General features: G+C 61.2%; 13 protein-coding genes. 4 read left to right on the plus strand and 9 right to left on the minus strand.

What is annotated here, in order from left to right:
- Positions 1 to 175 precede the first annotated feature (175 nt).
- Positions 176 to 1,447, minus strand: a complete 1,272-nt coding sequence (locus Q5Y72_RS16235; RefSeq protein WP_305964473.1) for a tyrosine-type recombinase/integrase — start codon at positions 1,445 to 1,447, stop codon at positions 176 to 178.
- Positions 1,448 to 1,710: 263 nt separating this feature from the next.
- On the opposite strand from Q5Y72_RS16235, the gene Q5Y72_RS16240 reads away from it, so the two are divergent.
- A complete protein-coding gene (locus Q5Y72_RS16240) occupies positions 1,711 to 2,151 on the plus strand; it encodes a hypothetical protein (protein ID WP_305964474.1) in 441 nt (146 codons plus the stop codon).
- Between the two features lie 255 nt (positions 2,152 to 2,406).
- On the opposite strand, the gene Q5Y72_RS16245 is transcribed toward Q5Y72_RS16240, so the two are convergent.
- The 3 genes from Q5Y72_RS16245 to Q5Y72_RS16255 are packed head-to-tail and all read right to left on the minus strand — an operon-like array spanning position 2,407 to position 4,345.
- Complete coding sequence (locus Q5Y72_RS16245) at positions 2,407 to 3,276, minus strand: peptidase associated/transthyretin-like domain-containing protein (protein WP_271112109.1); 870 nt, start codon at positions 3,274 to 3,276, stop codon at positions 2,407 to 2,409.
- A gap of 12 nt (positions 3,277 to 3,288) precedes the next feature.
- The gene (locus Q5Y72_RS16250) at positions 3,289 to 3,831 is read right to left on the minus strand and encodes a cytochrome b (protein WP_305964475.1); all 543 of its coding nucleotides are present in this window, start codon (positions 3,829 to 3,831) and stop codon (positions 3,289 to 3,291) included.
- Between the two features lie 13 nt (positions 3,832 to 3,844).
- The gene (locus Q5Y72_RS16255; RefSeq protein ID WP_271112111.1) at positions 3,845 to 4,345 is read right to left on the minus strand and encodes an EF-hand domain-containing protein; all 501 of its coding nucleotides are present in this window, start codon (positions 4,343 to 4,345) and stop codon (positions 3,845 to 3,847) included.
- Positions 4,346 to 4,442: 97 nt separating this feature from the next.
- Between Q5Y72_RS16255 and Q5Y72_RS16260 the strand changes: the two genes are divergently transcribed.
- Positions 4,443 to 4,868, plus strand: coding sequence for a MarR family winged helix-turn-helix transcriptional regulator (locus Q5Y72_RS16260; RefSeq protein ID WP_305964476.1), 426 nt, complete (start codon positions 4,443 to 4,445; stop codon positions 4,866 to 4,868).
- 749 nt (positions 4,869 to 5,617) lie between these two features.
- Here the strand turns inward: Q5Y72_RS16260 and Q5Y72_RS16265 are convergent.
- The 4 genes from Q5Y72_RS16265 to Q5Y72_RS16280 all read right to left on the minus strand — a co-directional run bounded on the left by Q5Y72_RS16265 (position 5,618) and on the right by Q5Y72_RS16280 (position 11,678).
- A complete protein-coding gene (locus tag Q5Y72_RS16265; RefSeq protein ID WP_305964477.1) occupies positions 5,618 to 8,989 on the minus strand; it encodes an error-prone DNA polymerase in 3,372 nt (1,123 codons plus the stop codon).
- Positions 8,986 to 10,494 carry a Y-family DNA polymerase gene (locus Q5Y72_RS16270; RefSeq protein ID WP_305964478.1) on the minus strand — a complete coding sequence of 503 codons (1,509 nt, stop codon included), beginning with the start codon at positions 10,492 to 10,494 and terminating at the stop codon, positions 8,986 to 8,988. The genes Q5Y72_RS16265 and Q5Y72_RS16270 overlap by 4 nt, the downstream gene beginning before the upstream one ends.
- On the minus strand, positions 10,421 to 10,849 hold the full coding sequence (locus tag Q5Y72_RS16275) for an ImuA family protein (protein WP_305964479.1): 429 nt from the start codon (positions 10,847 to 10,849) through the stop codon (positions 10,421 to 10,423). Before Q5Y72_RS16275 ends, Q5Y72_RS16270 begins: the two co-directional genes overlap by 74 nt.
- Before the next feature lie 148 nt (positions 10,850 to 10,997).
- Positions 10,998 to 11,678 carry an SOS response-associated peptidase gene (locus tag Q5Y72_RS16280; RefSeq protein WP_305964480.1) on the minus strand — a complete coding sequence of 227 codons (681 nt, stop codon included), beginning with the start codon at positions 11,676 to 11,678 and terminating at the stop codon, positions 10,998 to 11,000.
- Positions 11,679 to 12,378: 700 nt separating this feature from the next.
- Here Q5Y72_RS16280 and Q5Y72_RS16285 point away from each other — a divergent pair.
- Positions 12,379 to 13,263, plus strand: coding sequence for a hypothetical protein (locus Q5Y72_RS16285; RefSeq protein ID WP_305964481.1), 885 nt, complete (start codon positions 12,379 to 12,381; stop codon positions 13,261 to 13,263).
- A gap of 10 nt (positions 13,264 to 13,273) precedes the next feature.
- Here the strand turns inward: Q5Y72_RS16285 and Q5Y72_RS16290 are convergent, their stop codons facing one another.
- On the minus strand, positions 13,274 to 15,856 hold the full coding sequence (locus Q5Y72_RS16290) for a DEAD/DEAH box helicase (protein WP_305964482.1): 2,583 nt from the start codon (positions 15,854 to 15,856) through the stop codon (positions 13,274 to 13,276).
- Between the two features lie 387 nt (positions 15,857 to 16,243).
- Between Q5Y72_RS16290 and Q5Y72_RS16295 the strand changes: the two genes are divergently transcribed.
- Positions 16,244 to 17,470: an IS256 family transposase gene (locus Q5Y72_RS16295; RefSeq protein ID WP_305964483.1), complete on the plus strand. Its 1,227-nt coding sequence runs from the start codon at positions 16,244 to 16,246 to the stop codon at positions 17,468 to 17,470.
- Positions 17,471 to 17,952 lie beyond the last annotated feature (482 nt).

Genomic DNA, 17,952 nt, shown 5'->3' on the forward strand with positions numbered 1-17,952 from the left:
GACGTGGTACATCTTCGAAAAGGGCGTTCCGGAAACCCAGACTGCGCTGGTCTCGCTCGTGCAGGACTGGTTCGTCCAGAACTCGAAGTCGGGCGAGGTGCCGGATGAAAGCACCATCCGCAAACGGCTGACCTCGCTCTGGCGCAAGCTGCGCGGCGAGGATGCCACGTGAGGGTCAGGCCGATTTCGGCAGGTCGGCCCCGTCCTGCACAGCGTCATGCACAAGGCGCGGCCGCGGGCGCAGGAGGCTGGCCACCGTGTCGACGCCTGCCCGCAGGGGGGAATCCATCAAGTGTGCGTAGCGCTGGGTGGTCTGCATCTGGCTATGGCCCAAGAGCTTGCCGATCATTTCCAGCGACGCGCCACCGCTGACCAAGAGCGAGGCGAAGGTGTGGCGCAGGTCATGGATGCGGACGTCGGCCAGCCCGGCATCCTTCTGAGCCTTGGCCCAGAAGCGGCGGATTTCCCGCACCGGTTGGCCGACGGTGTCGCCGGGGAAGAGCCACGGGTTGCCGCTTGGTACCGCCTGCTGCCGCAGCCGCACGATGGCCGCCACATCCTGCGAAATCGGGACGCGGTGGATCTTGCGCTGCTTGGTGGTCGAGGCGGGTTTCGACCAGATGGCATAGTCGAGGTTGAACTGCTCGAACCGTGCCGTCCGGACCTCGCCCACGCGGGCGCCGGTCAGCATGCACATGCGGATGATTCCCGCGGCGCGCTGATCCTCGGCGGCATCCAGCACGGCCGCCAGCCGAGTCAATTCTTCGGGCGACAGGAACCGTTCGCGGGCATGTTCAATGCGTCGATGGAAACCCTGTGCGGGGTTGTCCGTCCGCCATTCCCAATCCACCGCCAGCGTGAACATCTTGCGCAGGACCTCGCCCATGCGGTTGGCCCTGATCGGGGTGGGCTTGTGACCCTGCAGCTTGCGCGCCCGGTTGTTGGGCTTCGCCTTGCAGGGACGGGGGCGCCCCTCGGCCACGAAATCAAGGAACTTCGCGACGTCGGTCTTGGTGATCTCTGTCACCAACCGGTTGCCCCAGGCAGGTTCGACCATCTTCTTCAGCATCGACACCTGGTCGCCCGCGTTGGTCTTGGCGAGTTTCGGCAGATGCTCGGCGATGTAGCGGTCGATCATGTCCGTGACGCGCGGGGCCCCGCGCCACTCGTCGCGCGCCGCCAGAGGATCTTGCCCCTCGTCGATGGCGCGCCGCAGTTCCTTGGCGCGTTCTCGCGCGGCCGTGACGCTCCACTCCGGCCAGCGCCCGATGGTCATCCGCCGCTGCCGCCCGGCGTGCCGGTAGTCGATGGTGAAGGTCCGCGCGCCCGAGGCCTGCACCCGGGCGGCAAAGCCGATCACGTCCGTGTCGAAAATCTGATAGCTGACGCCGGGCTTGGGTTCCGCATCGCGCAGTGTTTTCTCATTCAGCTTCAGTCGCCTTACCATCCATCCCGCCTCCTTGCCCGACGACACAGGCGTAGACCCGCGCCACTATCAAGTCGGACCACGGAGCCGGGACCGGAATACAGGCGGAAGGTGGAATTGGGCTGGAGAGGGGCGTTCCGGCCAAGGAGATCAACGGGTTAGACCGAAATGCCCAGCGCACGACATCATCGTAGCACCAAATTGAGGGTGAAGCGCCGCTGCCGGTTTGATCGTGGCCGTCTCATGGGCTAGCACTGGTGGCGATCCCAAAGTTCGACAGCGCAATGCCAAGTACCAAGTCCCCGCGAAACCTTACCCCGGTGCTCTGCCAGCGGCTCCAGCAAGAGATGCTGAAGGCGTGCCAGGAAGTCGCCACCGGCCACGGCTTGGTGGTTGAGGCAAAGGAGATCACCGGCATGAATCTGCGCTGGGGGTTCGATGCCGCATTCCGGGTGTCGATTCCGATGGCCGACGGAACTGCTCTCGACCCCGAACGACTGCGCTTCGAGGCATTGGCCGAAGCCTTCGGGTTGTCGCCGACCGATTTCGACCGCCATTTCAGCACGGGACGCGAGCAGTTCAGGATCACGGGCATCGACCCCCGCCGCCCCAAATACCCGATTTCGGCCGAACGCATCCCGGACGGGCAGGGGTTCAAGTTCACCGCCGAACAGGTGGCACTGTTGCTGCACAAGGGGATGAAGGATGTGACGCCGAAGGGGTAGGGGCGGAGAGTTGCCCAGAGCTGCCATTCGACTTCGTTGCAACGAAGGTCCACTTGGAGCCCAACTCGCGCTTTCGACGGACCGCAGCGAACGGCCGCTCGAACCAGTGAGCCGCAATCGTCCCACAACCCCGAAGGTTTTGCCCGAGGGTTGTGCCCGTGCTAAGGCGCTGATGTGAGGCGGAGCCGTAGAGAGGGATAAAAACGACCGATTTCGCCGCTTTGCTGCGCCCGACCCCTTTCGTATTCGCTTTGGTCAATTGTCCTGAGGAGGCGGACCTCCGCGGTCTCCGCCTGGCGGCGGTGCCATGTTTGCGCCACGCTCGGCAGTGAAGTCTATCGGGATGGTCAGCGTTCCGCGGTAGCCGCTAATTGGGTCACCGGTCAGGCTCAATGTCTGCTGCTCGATCTGCGCCTCGGTATTGTCCGCGAATACATTGTCGCTGGCCAGCGTGATCCGGCCGAGGTTCCGCGTGCCGTTGGAATAGCGCGCGTCGGCGGCGTAGACGTCTGCGGACTCGGCTTCGGGCAAGGCTATCTGGGCGGTCAGTACAGAGGCTTCCCCACTCACCGCGGCTTCCGCGCTCGTGAACACCTCGAAGTGAATGTGCGGCCAGCGGCCATCATAACAGCCGGGAAAGATCGTCGTGAACCGCACGAGACCGCTCTCATCGCTGATGCCGACGCCGCGCAGGTAGTTGGCGTCGACAATATCATAGAGCGAGTAGTTTCCTGTCGTGTCGCAGGCCCAGACATAGATCGCATGGCCCGCGAGCGGCGTGCAGGAAGCTGCATCCTGTAAAGTCAGCTCGATGTCCAGAGGAAGGCCATCGGCCGTTCCGGAGAAGGCTCCGAAGGAGGCCCGCAGGTCTTCCCGGATCACGCCTTCCTGCGTCAATACATTGACGATCTGACCGGCCTTGGAATTGGTCCCGTCCCCGGGATAGGGACCGGCGGTCTCCCATGGAAGGGCAACGCAGTCGAGTGCCGAGGCGGGTGCGGCCGCCACGCCCGCGGTAAGAGCGCCGAGCATGGTCAGGACCCGACGGCGACCCAGCATTCTCTGCAGGTCGTCCGCAAAACCGGCGTCGTGGGCGTGATGGCCATTGTCGTGATGAATAGTCATTACCCGATCCTTTCAGATTTGCTGAGCCATAGGCTCGTCTTCGCGCGCAACGCGCAACCACAGGTGCTTCAGGCCCGCGATGATATGAAGCGCCAGAACCCCCGTTATGGACAATCCTAGCGTCCCGTGCATCCAATCCGCCAGTGCATCCAGCCAGGCGATCTCACCCAGCGACGGCAAGAGTGTCACGCCAAACACCTGAAGCTCCCGACTACCGGCCACAGTCATGAGAATGCCGCTGAGGGGCATGAGCAGGATGGCGGCCAGGAGGGCGATATGGACACCGCGGGCGATGCGGCGCTGCCAGACAGGCGTGGACAGATGGTCCGCGGCGAAGCCCTGAAGTATTCGCCAGCCGACACGCCAGAGGCCAAAGGCGAAGACAAAGACGCCGAGGGCCTTGTGCCAGTCCATCAAACCGCCGACCGCTTCGCGGTCAAGGCCACCATAGGCCATGACAAGACCAAGGCCGAGCGCCCCCATGAAGCCGACGGCGGCCACCCAGTGATTGACGCGGGCGAGAAGGTCATAGCCATTTCTTTGCGCACGTTCCATTGTCTCAACTCCCTTAGACCCAAACAAAGCTCAACAGCGTGGCGAAGGTCGGCGATCCGATCGCGAGGTCGCGGGCATTGACTTGGCCGTCGCCGTCCGCATCGGCGTTGGTGAACTCCCATAGAGCCTGTTCCCGGGCTTCCGCGGAACTGATCACACCATCTCCGTCGCCGTCCCAAACAGCGAAGACGTCCAGTTTTGCCTGCGCATAGGCGCTCGCTTTGCCGCGCTCATCGGCGAGATGGGCAAAGCCCATGTCCCAGGCAAAAAACTCGTCGCCATCGATTGTGTAGCTTTCGTCACTGTCCATGGACAGGAACGCCACTTCGGTGAAGTCACGGTGCTCCGCAGCAGCGACGACCCCGTCATTGGTCGCGTCGATGCTGGCCGCGATGTTTTCCAGCGTCTGGACGGGTTCTGGCACCTCCGTAGCGGAGCCTAACGTGGCGGCGAGGGCAACAGCGGACGCGGCTGCATAGCCGAGGGCCAGGCGTTTGGCGGATGTCGTGTTCATGGCTCGGTTCCTTCTTGCATGATTTAGCTTTCTGGAAAGATATATAGAGCGCACTATCTTTCTTGCAAGATATTTCTTCACCAGCTACAAATCCGGCATGACCGACAGCATCGAAGAGATCGTGGAAAGAATGCGCAGGAACTGGCCGGACGTATCTGCCGATCAGACGCGCGAAGTAATGTCGCTCACGCGTCGCACGAGGCTATTGCAGGAAGCTGCACAGACGGCTCTTAAGGCTTTCAGCCTGACCCGGTCGGAGTTTGAACTTCTGGCTGCGCTCAGGTCGCATGATCCTCCCCATATTCTGACACCGACCGATCTCTACGATGCGATTCTCATGTCTTCGGGAGGATTGACAAAGTTGCTAAAAGGCATGGAGGCTCGCGGGCTCGTCTCGCGCCCGGCAGGAGAAGGCGACGGTCGCTCCAAGCCTATTCAGCTGACGCACGCCGGTTGTGATCTGGTCGAGAAGGCAATGTCCGCCGTCCAGAAGGCAGAGGCACTGCTACTCGCAAAGCGGTAGCCTGGAACTGTCGATGAAGCGCCAAGCGTGCCAAAACCCATACGCTTCTGTCACCGGCGATAACGATCGTTTCTGTCGCGCACCGAAAGCTGCCGTTCGTCGGAAGTCCGCTTTGTTCGCATTGCTGACCTCCATCCTTTGCGCAGCGACCGTCCGCTCTTCGCCCTTCGCGTCGAGACCGATCCAAGGGATGTAGGGATGGCTTTCGCGTTCGATGAACATCGCTTGTCAACGTCTGGTCAACCCGCGAATGCGTCGCTGTGCGCACGTTGATCCGTCCAAATCCGGCGAGAAGCGCCGATAGTTCTCGAAAAAGTCTGCCGTCTCAAAGGCTTGTACGTTAAGCCTCTGAAAAGAAAAGAGTCATGAGAATTTAGGAGTTCGGCTCATAACCTGAAGGTCGTAGGTTCAAATCCTACCCCCGCAACCAAAAAATCCCCAGATATCAAATAGATATGCCGGTGGTAGCATTGTACCATCGCTCAATCGCGCGTCTACATCAACGCCACATCAACACCAGACACCAAAAACTGCAACAGCACGCATAGAGCGGCAGCCACAGGCATTGGCGGATGAAGAGGCCACGCTCAGCACTGTCACGGTCTGATGTTTGCCGATCAAATCGCTCCTCGCCGAGTCTATTGCAGGGCGGGCGCACCACCGAATCCGTGCGCCGGGTTGATGCGACGAATGATAGCATGCTGGTCGCGGTTCGTCCTGAGAAGCATTCTGGCGACGATTGCGCCTGCTCAATGAAAATCCCGGCTTGGAAACAGCTTTCTGGCCTGCTCTCTTGGGTGCCGGGCGGTTGACCGGATGCTGCCACCGACCGGCCGTTTGGTCTCGTCCGCACGACCGTCGTTTGCTTCGATCATAACGGGGCGACCGAGGGTGGCGAGCAGGTGCGAGACATCCTCGACCTGCTCAGCGATCAGATGCGTCACAGGGCCATCGCGTTCGATCCGGCCTGTCACCTGGATCAACCTACCGGCAATAACGGCTTTGCGGAACGTCTCGTAGACCTTCTTCCAGACCACGACATTTGCGGTTCCCGTCTCGTCCTCCAGCGTCAGGAAAATGACCCCAGAGGCGGTCCCGGGCCGCTGGCGTGTGATGACAAGCCCGGTCACCGTGACGCGGCCGCTGGCTTGCGACAGCCGGTCATGGGCCATGCTTTCGGGCAGGCTGGCCCGCAGCAGTTCAATAGGATGGGCGCGCAGGCTGAGGCGAAGCGAGAGATAATCCTCGATCATCTCCTGACCCAGCGTCATCTGCGGCAGATCGACAGCCGGTTCGGTCCCGCCTTCGCCATCCGCGCCAAACAGAGGCAGCGGCGCGGGCGCAGTCAGGGCCTTCGCCGACCAGAGCGCATCCCGCCGACTGAGGCCAAGGTTTGCGAAAGAATCGGCTTCGGCGAGTCGTTCGAGTGCGGAAGGATGAACGCCCGCCCGGCGCCACAGGCTTTCCACGTCAGGATAGCCGTTGCCACGTGCGGCGGCGATCCAGGCGGCGTCCTCCTCGCGCAGACCCTTGATCTGCCGGAAGCCGAGCCGCAATGCCAGCCCGCCATCGGTGCGAGGTTCAAGCGTGCAATCCCAGATCGAATGGTTGACGGAAACCGGCCGCACCTCGACGCCATGGTCGCGCGCATCGCGCACCAGTTGGGCCGGGGCATAAAACCCCATCGGCTGACTGTTCAGCAGGGCGCAGGTGAACACCGCCTGATGATGGCATTTCAGCCAGGCGGAGATATAGACCAGCCGCGCGAAACTGGCGGCATGGCTTTCGGGAAAGCCATAGCTGCCGAACCCCTCGATCTGGGCGAAACAGCGCGCCGCGAAATCGGCATCATACCCCCGCTCCAGCATGCCCGAGACGAAGCGGTCGCGGAAGGAACCGATGGTGCCCATGCGCTTGAAGGTGGCCAATGACCGGCGCAGCCGGTCGGCCTCGGCGGGGCTGAACCCTGCCGCGACCACGGCGATCTGCATTGCCTGCTCCTGAAACAGCGGCACCCCATAGGTACGGCCCAGGACCTCCATCATCGCGGGGCCGAGATCCTCGACCTTCTCGCGACCCATGCGACGGTTGATGAACGGGTGAACCATGCCGCCCTGAATTGGACCGGGGCGGACGATGGCCACCTCGCAGACAAGATCGTAGAATTTGCGCGGCCGCATCCTGGGCAGGAAATTCAACTGTGCGCGGCTTTCGACCTGAAACACCCCGATGGCATCGGCGCGGCAGAGCATGTCGTAGACCGGCGGATCCTCGGGGGGCACATTGGCAAGCGTCAGGCGCTGTCCACGATGATCTGCCAACAAGCCGAAGGCCTTGCGGATGCAGGTCAGCATGCCCAGTGCAAGGATATCGACCTTCAAGAGGCCCAGCGCGTCGATGTCGTCCTTGTCCCATTCGATGACGGTGCGGTCCTCCATCGCGGCATTCTCGATGGGGCAAAGCTCGTCCAGACGGCCATTGGTGATGACGAAGCCGCCAACATGTTGCGACAGGTGACGCGGAAAGCCGATGATCTCGCCAATCAGTTGCACAGCCAGTTGCACACGCCGATCCTCGACGGACAGGCCAGCATCGCGCAACCGCTCCTCGCCGGGTGCGGCGGAAGACCAGCCCCAGATTTGCCCGGAAAGCCGCGCGATGACGTCCTGGGACAGGCCCATGACCTTGCCCACCTCGCGGATGGCGGCGCGCGAGCGGAAGTGTATCACCGTCGCGGTCAGCCCGGCGCGCTCGCGTCCATAGCGGTCATAGATCCACTGGATCACTTCTTCGCGCCGCTCGTGTTCGAAATCCACGTCGATATCCGGCGGCTCGCCCCTCTCCTTGCTGATGAACCTCTCGAAAATCAGGGTAATGCTTTCGGGGGGCACCTCTGTGATGCCCAGCAGGTAACAGACCACCGAGTTCGCGGCCGAGCCACGCCCCTGACAGAGGATGCCCTGCGCGCGGGCAAACTGGACGATGTCATGGACGGTCAGGAAATATGGCGCGTAATCCACCTCGCGGATCAGGCTCAGTTCCTTTTCGACGCGGTGGACGATCTTCGGCGGCGGACCGGCCGGATAGCGCCAGCGCAGTCCTTCGCGGGCGAGGCGCTCCAGACGATCTTGCGCTGGTTCGCCATCCTGGGCCTCGTCCGGATACTGATAGCGCAGATCGTCAAGACGGAAGGCGCAGCGGTCGGCGATTTCCAGCGTGCGGCGGATCGCGGCGGGGTGGCGGTGGAAAAGTCGCGCCATTTCCGCCCCCGTTTTCAAGCGGCGCTCGCCGTTGGCCAGCCGCTGCTCGCCGATGTTATCGATCGTGCAGCCGACACGCAGGCAGGTCAGCACATCAGCCAGCGGACGACGGGCAGACCGATGCATCAGCACATCGCCCAGAGCGACCATCGGCAGGTTCAGGCCTTGGGCCAATATGGCCAACTGATCAATGCGGTTCTGGTCGCGCCCGTCATAGAGCGGTGCCGCACCGAGAAAACACTGACCGGGAAAGAGGCGGGCTAGGGATTGCAGATCGGCACGGGTGTTCAGGGGCTGCGCATCGTCCAGAGGGTCGGGCGGCAGGGCGATCAGGATCAGACCCGTGCCCCATTCCGCCACATCGCCCCGGTTTAGATGACATTCCCCTTTTGCCGCGCGGCGCTTGCCCAGCGACAGAAGCCGGGTCAGGCGCGACCAGGCCGCGAGATCGGTTGGCAAGGCCAGCCACTCAACGGCGCTGTCGGTCAGCACCAGCCGCGCGCCAGCGATCAGTTTTGGCAGGGGTGCATCCTGCGGCGCGGGTGCCGCCGTCCGGCCGGTGAAATGCGGCACGGTCTGGCGGCTGGAATGATCGGTGACATGCTGTGAGCGGATGGTCGGGCCGTCCTGAGCCGCCTCAGTCGTAGCAGAAGCCTCATCCCGCAGGCGGGCCAGTTCCTTCAGCGCCGAAAACGCCCTGACCACACCCGCCACGGAGTTGCGATCGGTGATGGCGATGGCGGCAAGGCCCAGTTCCGCTGCCCGCGTGACCAGTTCCTCGGGATGCGAGGCGCCGGTCAGAAAGGTAAAATTCGAGGTCACGCAGAGTTCGGCATATGGCTGGACGCAGGGCGCGATCATGCAAATTCCCCCTGCACATACCAATTCTGCGCCCGCGCGGTTGCAGGCAAAGCCAGCCCGGCGGTTGTCTGGGGCGTCACAAACAGCCAGAGCCGCGGCCCCTCCCTTGTTTCGATCCGCCAGTAGTCGCGAAGGCCCGAGCGCCAGGCCGGATCGTCGAACCACCACTCCGGGGTGATGCGTTCCGGCCCGGCCGCGCGCAATGTGGTGAAGCGCATGCGCCGCCAGCGGAAACTGGCAGGTGGTGTCCCGGATGCCGCTGTCACCGGCTCTGGTGGGAAGAGTGTGATGGGCCGCTTCGCTCCGCTGTAGTGCACCAAAGGCTCAGGTTCCGAATATGCGGCAGGTGCCAGCAGAAAGCTGCGTTCAGGGATCAGGCTGGTTGCCGGAAGAAGACGCAGCACGCGGTCAAATCCAATGCGATTGCCGACCGAAGACAGCAGGTCGGCCAGGACATCCTCGTGTCCGACCGTTGGTCCATCGCCGATCTGCTCTGGGGGGAGTGGCTCTGTCAGAGGCGCGCTGAGCCGCATCGCCTCGATCCCGAACCCGGACTCGACCCCTTCGACACCCTTTGCGAACAGCGCCGCGATCCGCACCGGATCGCGCATGGGCCGGGCAAGACCAATCTCGATCTGTGCAGCTACGTGATCCACGCGATGCAGTTCCAGCCTTAGCCGTCGCGCGCCCCGATGGGTGGCGAAAAGTTTGTCGCACAAGCGATCCAACAGGCGTTCCAGCCCAGCCATCACGTCAGCCTGCAGCCCGATGGGTTCGGGCAGGGTCATGCGCACACCGAAATGTGGCGCGTCAGGTTCCGCAGCCACCGGCTCGGATTGCGCGCCCAGCGCCTGATCGAGGCGCAGGATCAGCCCCGGTCCGAAGCGACGCGCCAGAGGCGCACGGGGCAGCGCGATCAGATCGGCGATACGGACAAGGCCGACCCGGCTCAACGCCTCGGTTGTGTCATGGTCGACACGCAGCGCGGATATCGGCAGAGGCCCGATCCCCTCGGCCAACCGTCCATCGGGAATGATTCCGCCGCCGTGTCGCGCCAGCGCGTGTGCCGCGCCACGGGTTCCGGCGATGGCGCTGGTGACATGCAGCCCAGCCCGCTCCAGCCGCGCCTTCAGGTCGTCCCGCAGGGCGTTCTCGCCACCAAAGAGATGCGGCACGCCCGAAATGTCGGCCATGAGCCCATCTGAACCATCACTCGCGACCATCGGCGCATAGCGTCCTGCCCATCGGCGCAGGGCGGACAATGTCGCTGCCTCGCGGGCCAGATCGGCGGGTCTGGTCGTCAGGTCGGGGCAGATGGCCCGCGCATCGGCCAGTGGCATTCCCTGTGAAAGGCCTTGCGTCGTCGCCAGAGGATTGAAGCAGTGCAGATGATCGGCATTGCCCGACCGGAGGGTCAGGGCAAAAGGCCCCTCAGCGGGGCGTCTCCGCAGGCTCGTGTCGCTGGCGAGCCTCGGAAACCAGATCGACAGCAGACGACGCGCCATTCCAGTTCAAGGTCCAGAATCCTGATGTTCCCATTTTGTTCTTACTAAGGGTCCAGTGGTGCAGAGTCGAGTCCGGGGATGAGCTGGCCTGTGGCGCGCAGTGCCACCGGGTTTCGGTGGCATTGCTGCCTGCGCCTTCACGGATCAGAAGAAGTCCGGTGGTGCGCCCGGCCTCGGCTGCCAGCTGGAACCGCCGCCCTGCGGTCAGCGACAGGGGCTTTTCCGGTTCGGCGATCACGAGGCCGACCGGAACCGCGCGCAGAGCCTCTTCCACGCACCACAGCAGATCCGTTTCACCCGAAGGGCGAAGCAGGTGAAGCCGCTCGCCCACACCCTTCGGCAGACCGCGCAGCATCGGAAGTTCGGGACTATGCGCGGGCGTGATCCAGACCAGTGGTCCCGGATGTCGCAACGCCTGAAACAGCGCGAAAGACCTTCGCCCCCGCCCTTCGGCCTCATGCACACGGTGCGGGCGCAGTTCGAATGGATCGGAAGGGGGCGGTTCAGGCCGCATCTTCCCTCACTCCTTCGGCGACGATCTGAAGCATTCCGTCCGGCAGCGGGCGCTGAAGCTGCAATGCTTCAGGCGTAGGGGCAGTCAGCCAACGCCGCCACTCTTCGGGTTTGGTCAGGATGACCGGCATCGCCTTGGGATGAACCGGCGCCACCTCAGCATTGGGCGGGCAGGTGAGAAATCCGAACAGCTCGGCTGTAACCTCGCCTTCCTTCAGCTTCCTGACCGAGGTCCATTCGGTGCGGATGCCGGCAAAGAAGGCAAGGGGGCGATCCGCATCGAGTGCGAACCAGACAGGGTGATTGCGTGGGGCGTACCCACGGTTGTCGATTTCGGAAAAGCTGGTGAAGGGCACGAGGCAGCGGTGTTCGATCCCCAGCCAGCGCCTCCAGTGAGGCGACCTGGTATTGCGGATGTTGGTCACGCCGGGGTCGGTGCGCTTGCCCTTCAGAAACACCTGCGGCGTTGGCATACCCCACCGCGCCATCGCCAATTGCCAGCCACCTATAGGTCCATGCCGTATGATCGGTGCGGAGTAGTCCGGAAAGATCCCGGCCATCGATGGCAGGTTGCCCGTCAGATCGACCAGTTCCTCATCGCCCTCACGGATGTCATCGAAGACATGGCGCATCGCGTCCTGGCTCTTGGTTTGGGAGTATAAATTACACATTGGCGAGTCCTGGAATCACTGAGGGCAGGCTGGAACATTGCCAGAACTTTTGCGTTGGCGAAAGCGCGGCACAACATGGCCGGATTCAGCATCTGGGCTGAGGATGTCATTGCTGGCCCGAGATGCAGGTGCAAAATTGTGCCCATTTTCGTGCGCGACAGGCTTGGCCCTCCTATGCGAACATCCCCGTGCAGCGAATCCCTGCCGCTTTTTGACATCGTTAACTATCGTACGTCAGATATTTCTGGCTTTTCGTCATGCTGCTGGCACAGATGAACAGCGGACCTTCGCGCAAAGCGCGGCGAATGCAGGGTCAGAGCCCATTCTCCCGTACTGCGCAGGCACAGCATTTTGCAGGTGCAGAGAAAGAGCGTCGGCAAGACCGGCCCGAAGCGGTCGGTCAGCTGCCCGGAATGCTGCATGGCCGCATTCACCAAAGCTGCCCTTCGACGGATGCCGCAAAAAAACGACAAGTGGGGTAGCTACCAGCCTTTCAGTTCCAGTTCGAGGATTGATTGCGGCTATCAAGTTGTCGTGCCATGGTTATCGGAGAGTTATTCGCACAGGTGAATTCTTGAAGGGTCTATACGTTCCTAAATTCGGCGATCTTGATGGCATGCACGACTTTGCCAATGAGCTAAGGTCTTCGTCCGATCTTGCCTTGGACTTCTCAAGGGTAGGCTTTGCTACTCCCACAGGGATGCTGGTTCTAGCCACACTAATCGAGGACGCCGTGAGAACTGGCCGCGTGCCCATCCAAAGCGGGATCACTCCGCGTGACTACCCTTCCAACATGGGCTTCTATGCTGCATGTGGCATCGATGTACCCAGGGACAAAGCGCCTGGTAGCGCCACCTACTATCCAATAACCCGCCATGATGTTGCTCAGCTTCGGTCCCGCGCTGCGGAACAAGGAATCCCGATCGGCGCGCACGTTAACCTGACGGTCGGGCGGCTTGCTTACCTAATCACTCAGCAAACCAGCGGCGACCTCTTCTATACGGTCAAGTACTGTCTCCGTGAAATCCTGCGCAATGTGGCCGAGCATAGCCAAAGCGATCATCTATTGGTGATGGGGCAGTACTGGCCGCAGCTAAATCAGGTCGAGCTGGCCGTCCTGGATCAAGGCATAGGTTTACGTGCCGCATTGTCGGAAAATCCGAAATTCTCGGGTTTGGCATCAGATCGATACGCAATCAGGCTTGCCCTCCTGCCGAGCACTTCAGGCAAGAAAGTCTACGACGCATCAGAAAAGGTGGATGAACCTGAGGCCGAAGGCAAGTGGGGCAACTCAGGGTTTGGGCTCTATGTAACCAGCCAGATGGCGCGGAGAACTGGCTCATTCATGATTGCTTCTGGCGACGCGAGGCTCGAGATAACTGGTAACCAAAAACGCTCCGGAGCATTCTTTCTTCCGGGGACGCTAGTTTCCGTGAAGATGGATCTCGCGCGACTCGGGCGTTTAGAGCCTGCTCTCAAACAGATAACAGATCGGGGCGAAACTATTGCCAAGCGCTTCTTGACCGCGGGCGCTGACGTGCTGGCGTCCGCGGCCTCGCGACTGATCATGGAAGATGAGGACTAGCTGGGCTGCTTCAATCATCCGTTTCAATATCACGGAACTCCTTGGTTTCTGAGTTCCAAAGCTCCCAGGCCCAGTCTTGCCCAGTTCGCTCGATCTGTTCATGAGGAACATACTGACTTCCGCCCTCTGGCGCAGGGTACTTATAGTAGAGCGCCGGGGCTGCGCCGGGCAGTTCGACAAGCGCCGGTTCGAGTATCTCACGTTCGAACAATACCCCATTCCTGTAGATTCCAACGATGCTTCCTCGCTTGTAGACCAGCCGCCAGCCATCTGGAACTTCGATATGGCTGACGTTCAGAGTTCCGGCTGGGGTGAGGGATTCTGCCCAGGCGCAAAGGCGCTCTGCCACAACATTGCTGACCATCGCTTCATCACCAGCAAGTGACGCGCCGCGTCCCAATCGAGCCAAATACTTTGTGAAAGCATCGTATAGAGGTTCTGTAAGCCTTAGGCTTCCATAGACGGCATCATAGATCACGATGGCATCTGTTAGCCGAGCTGGCCCAGAAGCAGTCAACAACCCTATGTTCGTGGAAGCCGAGTCAACGTCAAAAGGCGCGATGCCAAATTCGCTCGACAATAGATCGCGCAGACCTTCGGCAATGTGTTCTCGCACCAGTCTTTGAGCTTCGCTTGATCCCCTAAACCAATCCTCCTCAATCCGGAGGACAACGCCCGTAGTCCTGAAGTCGCGTTGCTTTCGCGACATGGCGGGGTTCTCAGCCCTGAGGTCGCGATACATTTTTGTGGTCCGGCCAATCCGGTATCCTTCAACGCTTTCATTCACTTGAACGTAGACCTCTGCGAGCAGTCCTGTCTCGTTCGACATCACTCTTCCGTCGATGACCCCATCTGCCTGAAGGCTGAAGTTCACTTGCTTTCGGAGGATCGGCTTCGTGGGCGCTGAAGACTTCGACGCCCCGACCCTAATGGCTCGCTCCCCTCGGCTCGTTCGCCACTCGTACACGGAATAGGCGCGACCTGCGTGCAGGTAGGTCGCGCCCGGGTAAGCCTCGCGTATCGCTTGGTTGACTGCAATGCTTCCTATCCTTGACGGGTCATTTCGGGCACCCTCTTGGATGTCGAAGCTGCTCTCACCTACTTGCCGAAGTGGGTAGTTGAAGTGTGGAGCATCAGCCCCAAGCTGAGCAATGAAGTCAAACTCCCGAGACCGAGCTGCACCGGGCCGTGCAGACGTGAGAATTTCACCAAAGCCTGTTGGCCAAGTTACGCCAGCAGGCAACGATGCCATATCCGCGCCAAGCACTTCCATCTCTTCAAGAAGGCAGCGAGCCTGTGCAAACTGAATGAACCGATTGCCTAAGTAAAGATTGGAAGGTTCGACCGGCATAAGAAAGTAGTCATTGAACGTTAAGCCCAGGCGCCCAAATGCGGCAGGAGGAGCGATGACAAAGAACGTGCCCGGTTTCGCGCGGCCAATTCGCCCGAGGCGCTGATGGAATGCTTTTCGCGACTGAGGAATCCCGAGCGTGACGCCTATTTCCATGTCCGCAATGTCGATTCCTAGCTCAAGTGCAGATGTGGCAACAACGCCATGGAGACTGCCATCCCTTAGAGCCGTCTCTATTCGCTCTCTGTCCTCTGCTTCATACCCACTTCGATAGGGCAGTACGCTGCTGTTATCGATGGAGCGCACAACACGCTCTACGCCTTGACGCGAGTCGATGAAAACAATGAAGCGACGCCGCTTCGGCAGATCCATTATGCCTCGCACAATGTCTGCAACGGCTGCTTCACCAGCAGCGCCGTAGTCGGCACCGCTTAAGTGCAGTATTCGACGTTGAAAATGCGGTGCCCCGTTTTGTTCTTCATCCACTACTGCAAAGTCAAGGCCGGTCAACAGGCGCAAATGCTCCGAAGGAGCTGACACCGTCGCCGTGGTGGCGATGCACTGAAACGGCTTCCTTTTAAGATCGCCTCTAGTTGCTTTTCTTTTCGCCGCGATCAAGCGGCGCAGAAGAAATGCGACATTGCTTCCAAAGGCAGATTCGTAGATGTGAGCTTCATCCAAAACGATCAGAGAGAGACCTTCGAGAAAACGCCTTACAGGGCCGCTGCCAACATTGCGCATCAGCCACGCGTGACAGACATCTGGTGTCATAAGAAGAATTCTTGCATTCGACAGTGTTGCGTCGCGCTCATATGTCGGCACATTACCGTCGATTCGGCCGACGATGCTTTCATCGATACCTATCGACTTGACGAGACGCTTCCAGCGCCCGAACTGGTCCGAAGCTAAGGCTTTCAAAGGATAGATCACTAGAATTCGTGACGACGTGTCGGAGGAGAGACGTCTTATGGCGTCAATCTGAAACACAAGCGACTTACCCGACGCTGTGCCAGTCGAAACAACCACGTTTCTGCGATTGGTAAGATGTTCGATGGCCTTTGCTTGGTGCTCCCATACAGTGAGGTCTTCACTCCCAAGCAGCCGCTTAAGGCGGTCTGGCATGGTGCCGACTAATATCTCCTCGGGTAACTTGCGTCTCTGCTCCAGACGGCTATCTGTTTGAATTTCTGAGATAACTTCTAGATTCAGCGCCTCAATCAACTCTTCGACGTAGGTATTCACGATGGATATCCCTTTGGGCCTAGCCTTTGCAGGTTAGCGAACCAAGGCATAGACTTACAATCGGCAACTGCACTTGCGCTTCTGGCGTTTCGCCCGATCCAGAAGGTGTCAGACTCCCAAGCTCGAGCGTACCCGGAGAAGAAATTTTCCAGCCAGTGCGGTCTGCATGGTGGCGGTCCGCAGTCTGCGCATCGGGTCCACCCTTGTTAGATGGCTAACGATCACTATCGCGACTTTCTGCGGATGCGATGCTGCAGTATCACAGTCCACTTTCCGCCCTCCTACCGGGTCGTGTCGCGGAAGTGGTAGAAATTGGATGGTGGCGTAATCTCCGGGTGAACCAACACCCACCCAACCGGCGGTGGCAACCGCCAGGGAGATCACGCCATGAAGCAGAATACCGACAGCTCATCCTTTTCGCTACTGCCCGACGCAGGGGCGTATGATCCGATCGAGGATCGCCTGCGGGCAAATGTCCGTGCCACCATTGAGGCCATGTTCGAAGAGGAGCTGGCCGACTTTCTTGGTCGGCTTCGTTACGGCCGCGGCAAAGAGCGGGCCAGGGGCTACCGACACGGGCACCGTGATCGGCAGCTGACCGGCACATTCGGCACCGAGACGGTGCGGGTTCCTCGTGCCCGGATCGAGGACGAGGCCGGCAAGATCACCGAATGGCGCTCGAAGGCACTGCCCCGCTACAGGCGGCTGACAAAGAAGGCCGAGGCCCTGATTGCAGCAGTCTATCTGGCCGGCACGAATACCCGGCGCGTCAAGCGGGCGCTGTTCGGGCTGTTCGAAGGGGCGGTGAGCAAGGACGTGGTCAGCCGCGCCTGGCGCAAGGTGAAGGTCGATTGGGACGCGTGGTCCACCCGCGACCTGGCTGAGGAGGATATCGTTCGGCTCATCCTCGATGGCACCGTCATCAAGACCCGGCTGGACCGCAAGGCCACCAACATCTCGGTGCTGGCGGCGATCGGCGTGCGGCGCGACGGGCAGAAGGTGCTCCTTTCTATCAGGAACATGGGCGGCGAAAGCACGGCTGCCTGGGGCAGCTTCCTCGCCGACCTGGACGCGCGGGGCCTCAGGCGGCCCGAGTTCGTAATTGTTGACGGCGCCCCCGGTCTTGAGGCCGCGCTTGTGGCGCTCTGGGGCGAGGATTTGGCTATTCAGCGCTGCACGGTTCACAAGCACCGCAACCTGCTCGGCCACGCCCCCAAGCGCCTGCATGACGAGCTGAGCGAAGACTACCGCGACATGATCTACGCCGACAGCGCCGCCGGGATCGATACGCGCCGCAAGGCCTTCCTCCGCAAATGGAAGCTCAAGTGCCGGGCCGTGGCCGACAGCGTGGAGGAAGCAGGTGACCGGCTCTTCAGCTTCACGCGCCTCGATCCCTCGCAATGGAAATCGGCACGGACCACCAATGCCATCGAGCGTCTGAACGAGGAGTTCCGCCGCCGCATCAAGACCCAGACCGTGGTGCCCTGCGCCGAAACCGTGCCGATGCTGCTCTGGGCGCTCTTGGCGTCAGGGCAGATCCAGATGCGCAAGGTCGATGGCTGGGAAACCCTTTCTCAGCCTCTCGTGCCGATGTCCCTTGACCTCGCGGCCTGACTGGAGCCAACGTTACATGCCCGGAGCCCGCTGCTCGGCAATTTCCACCACATTCGCGACACGACCTCCTACCGCATGGCTTCGCAGTTGCAGAGTAATCTGAGCAGGTGCGGCGAACGGCAGAAAAGTGTCCGCATCTGGCGAGTTCAAGCCCGCCGCAGCGAAGGTCCGGTGCCGGTTTGAGAATGCCAGAATCTCGTTGTAGGTTCAGGTGCCAGTGTTGCCCAGCGAGTTGCGGGAAGCCCGCCGCAGTGCGCCAAATACTTCGGTTGCATCTGTTGTCAATTCCCGGGTGCGACCGGGCGGATCAGAACCCGCCCGGTCGATGTTCATTTCGCCTCGCACACCCGTGCCTGCGCCCGCATGACCGCATAATCCGCCATCATCCCGACCAGCGCGGTATCGTCGGGCAAGGCCTCCAACTCTGCCGCCGCCCGGTCCCGCATCGCCTGATCGTAAGCGACGACCGGCGGGCAAGCCGC

The organism is Paracoccus spongiarum (genome assembly GCF_030732095.1).
Lineage (GTDB): Bacteria > Pseudomonadota > Alphaproteobacteria > Rhodobacterales > Rhodobacteraceae > Paracoccus > Paracoccus spongiarum.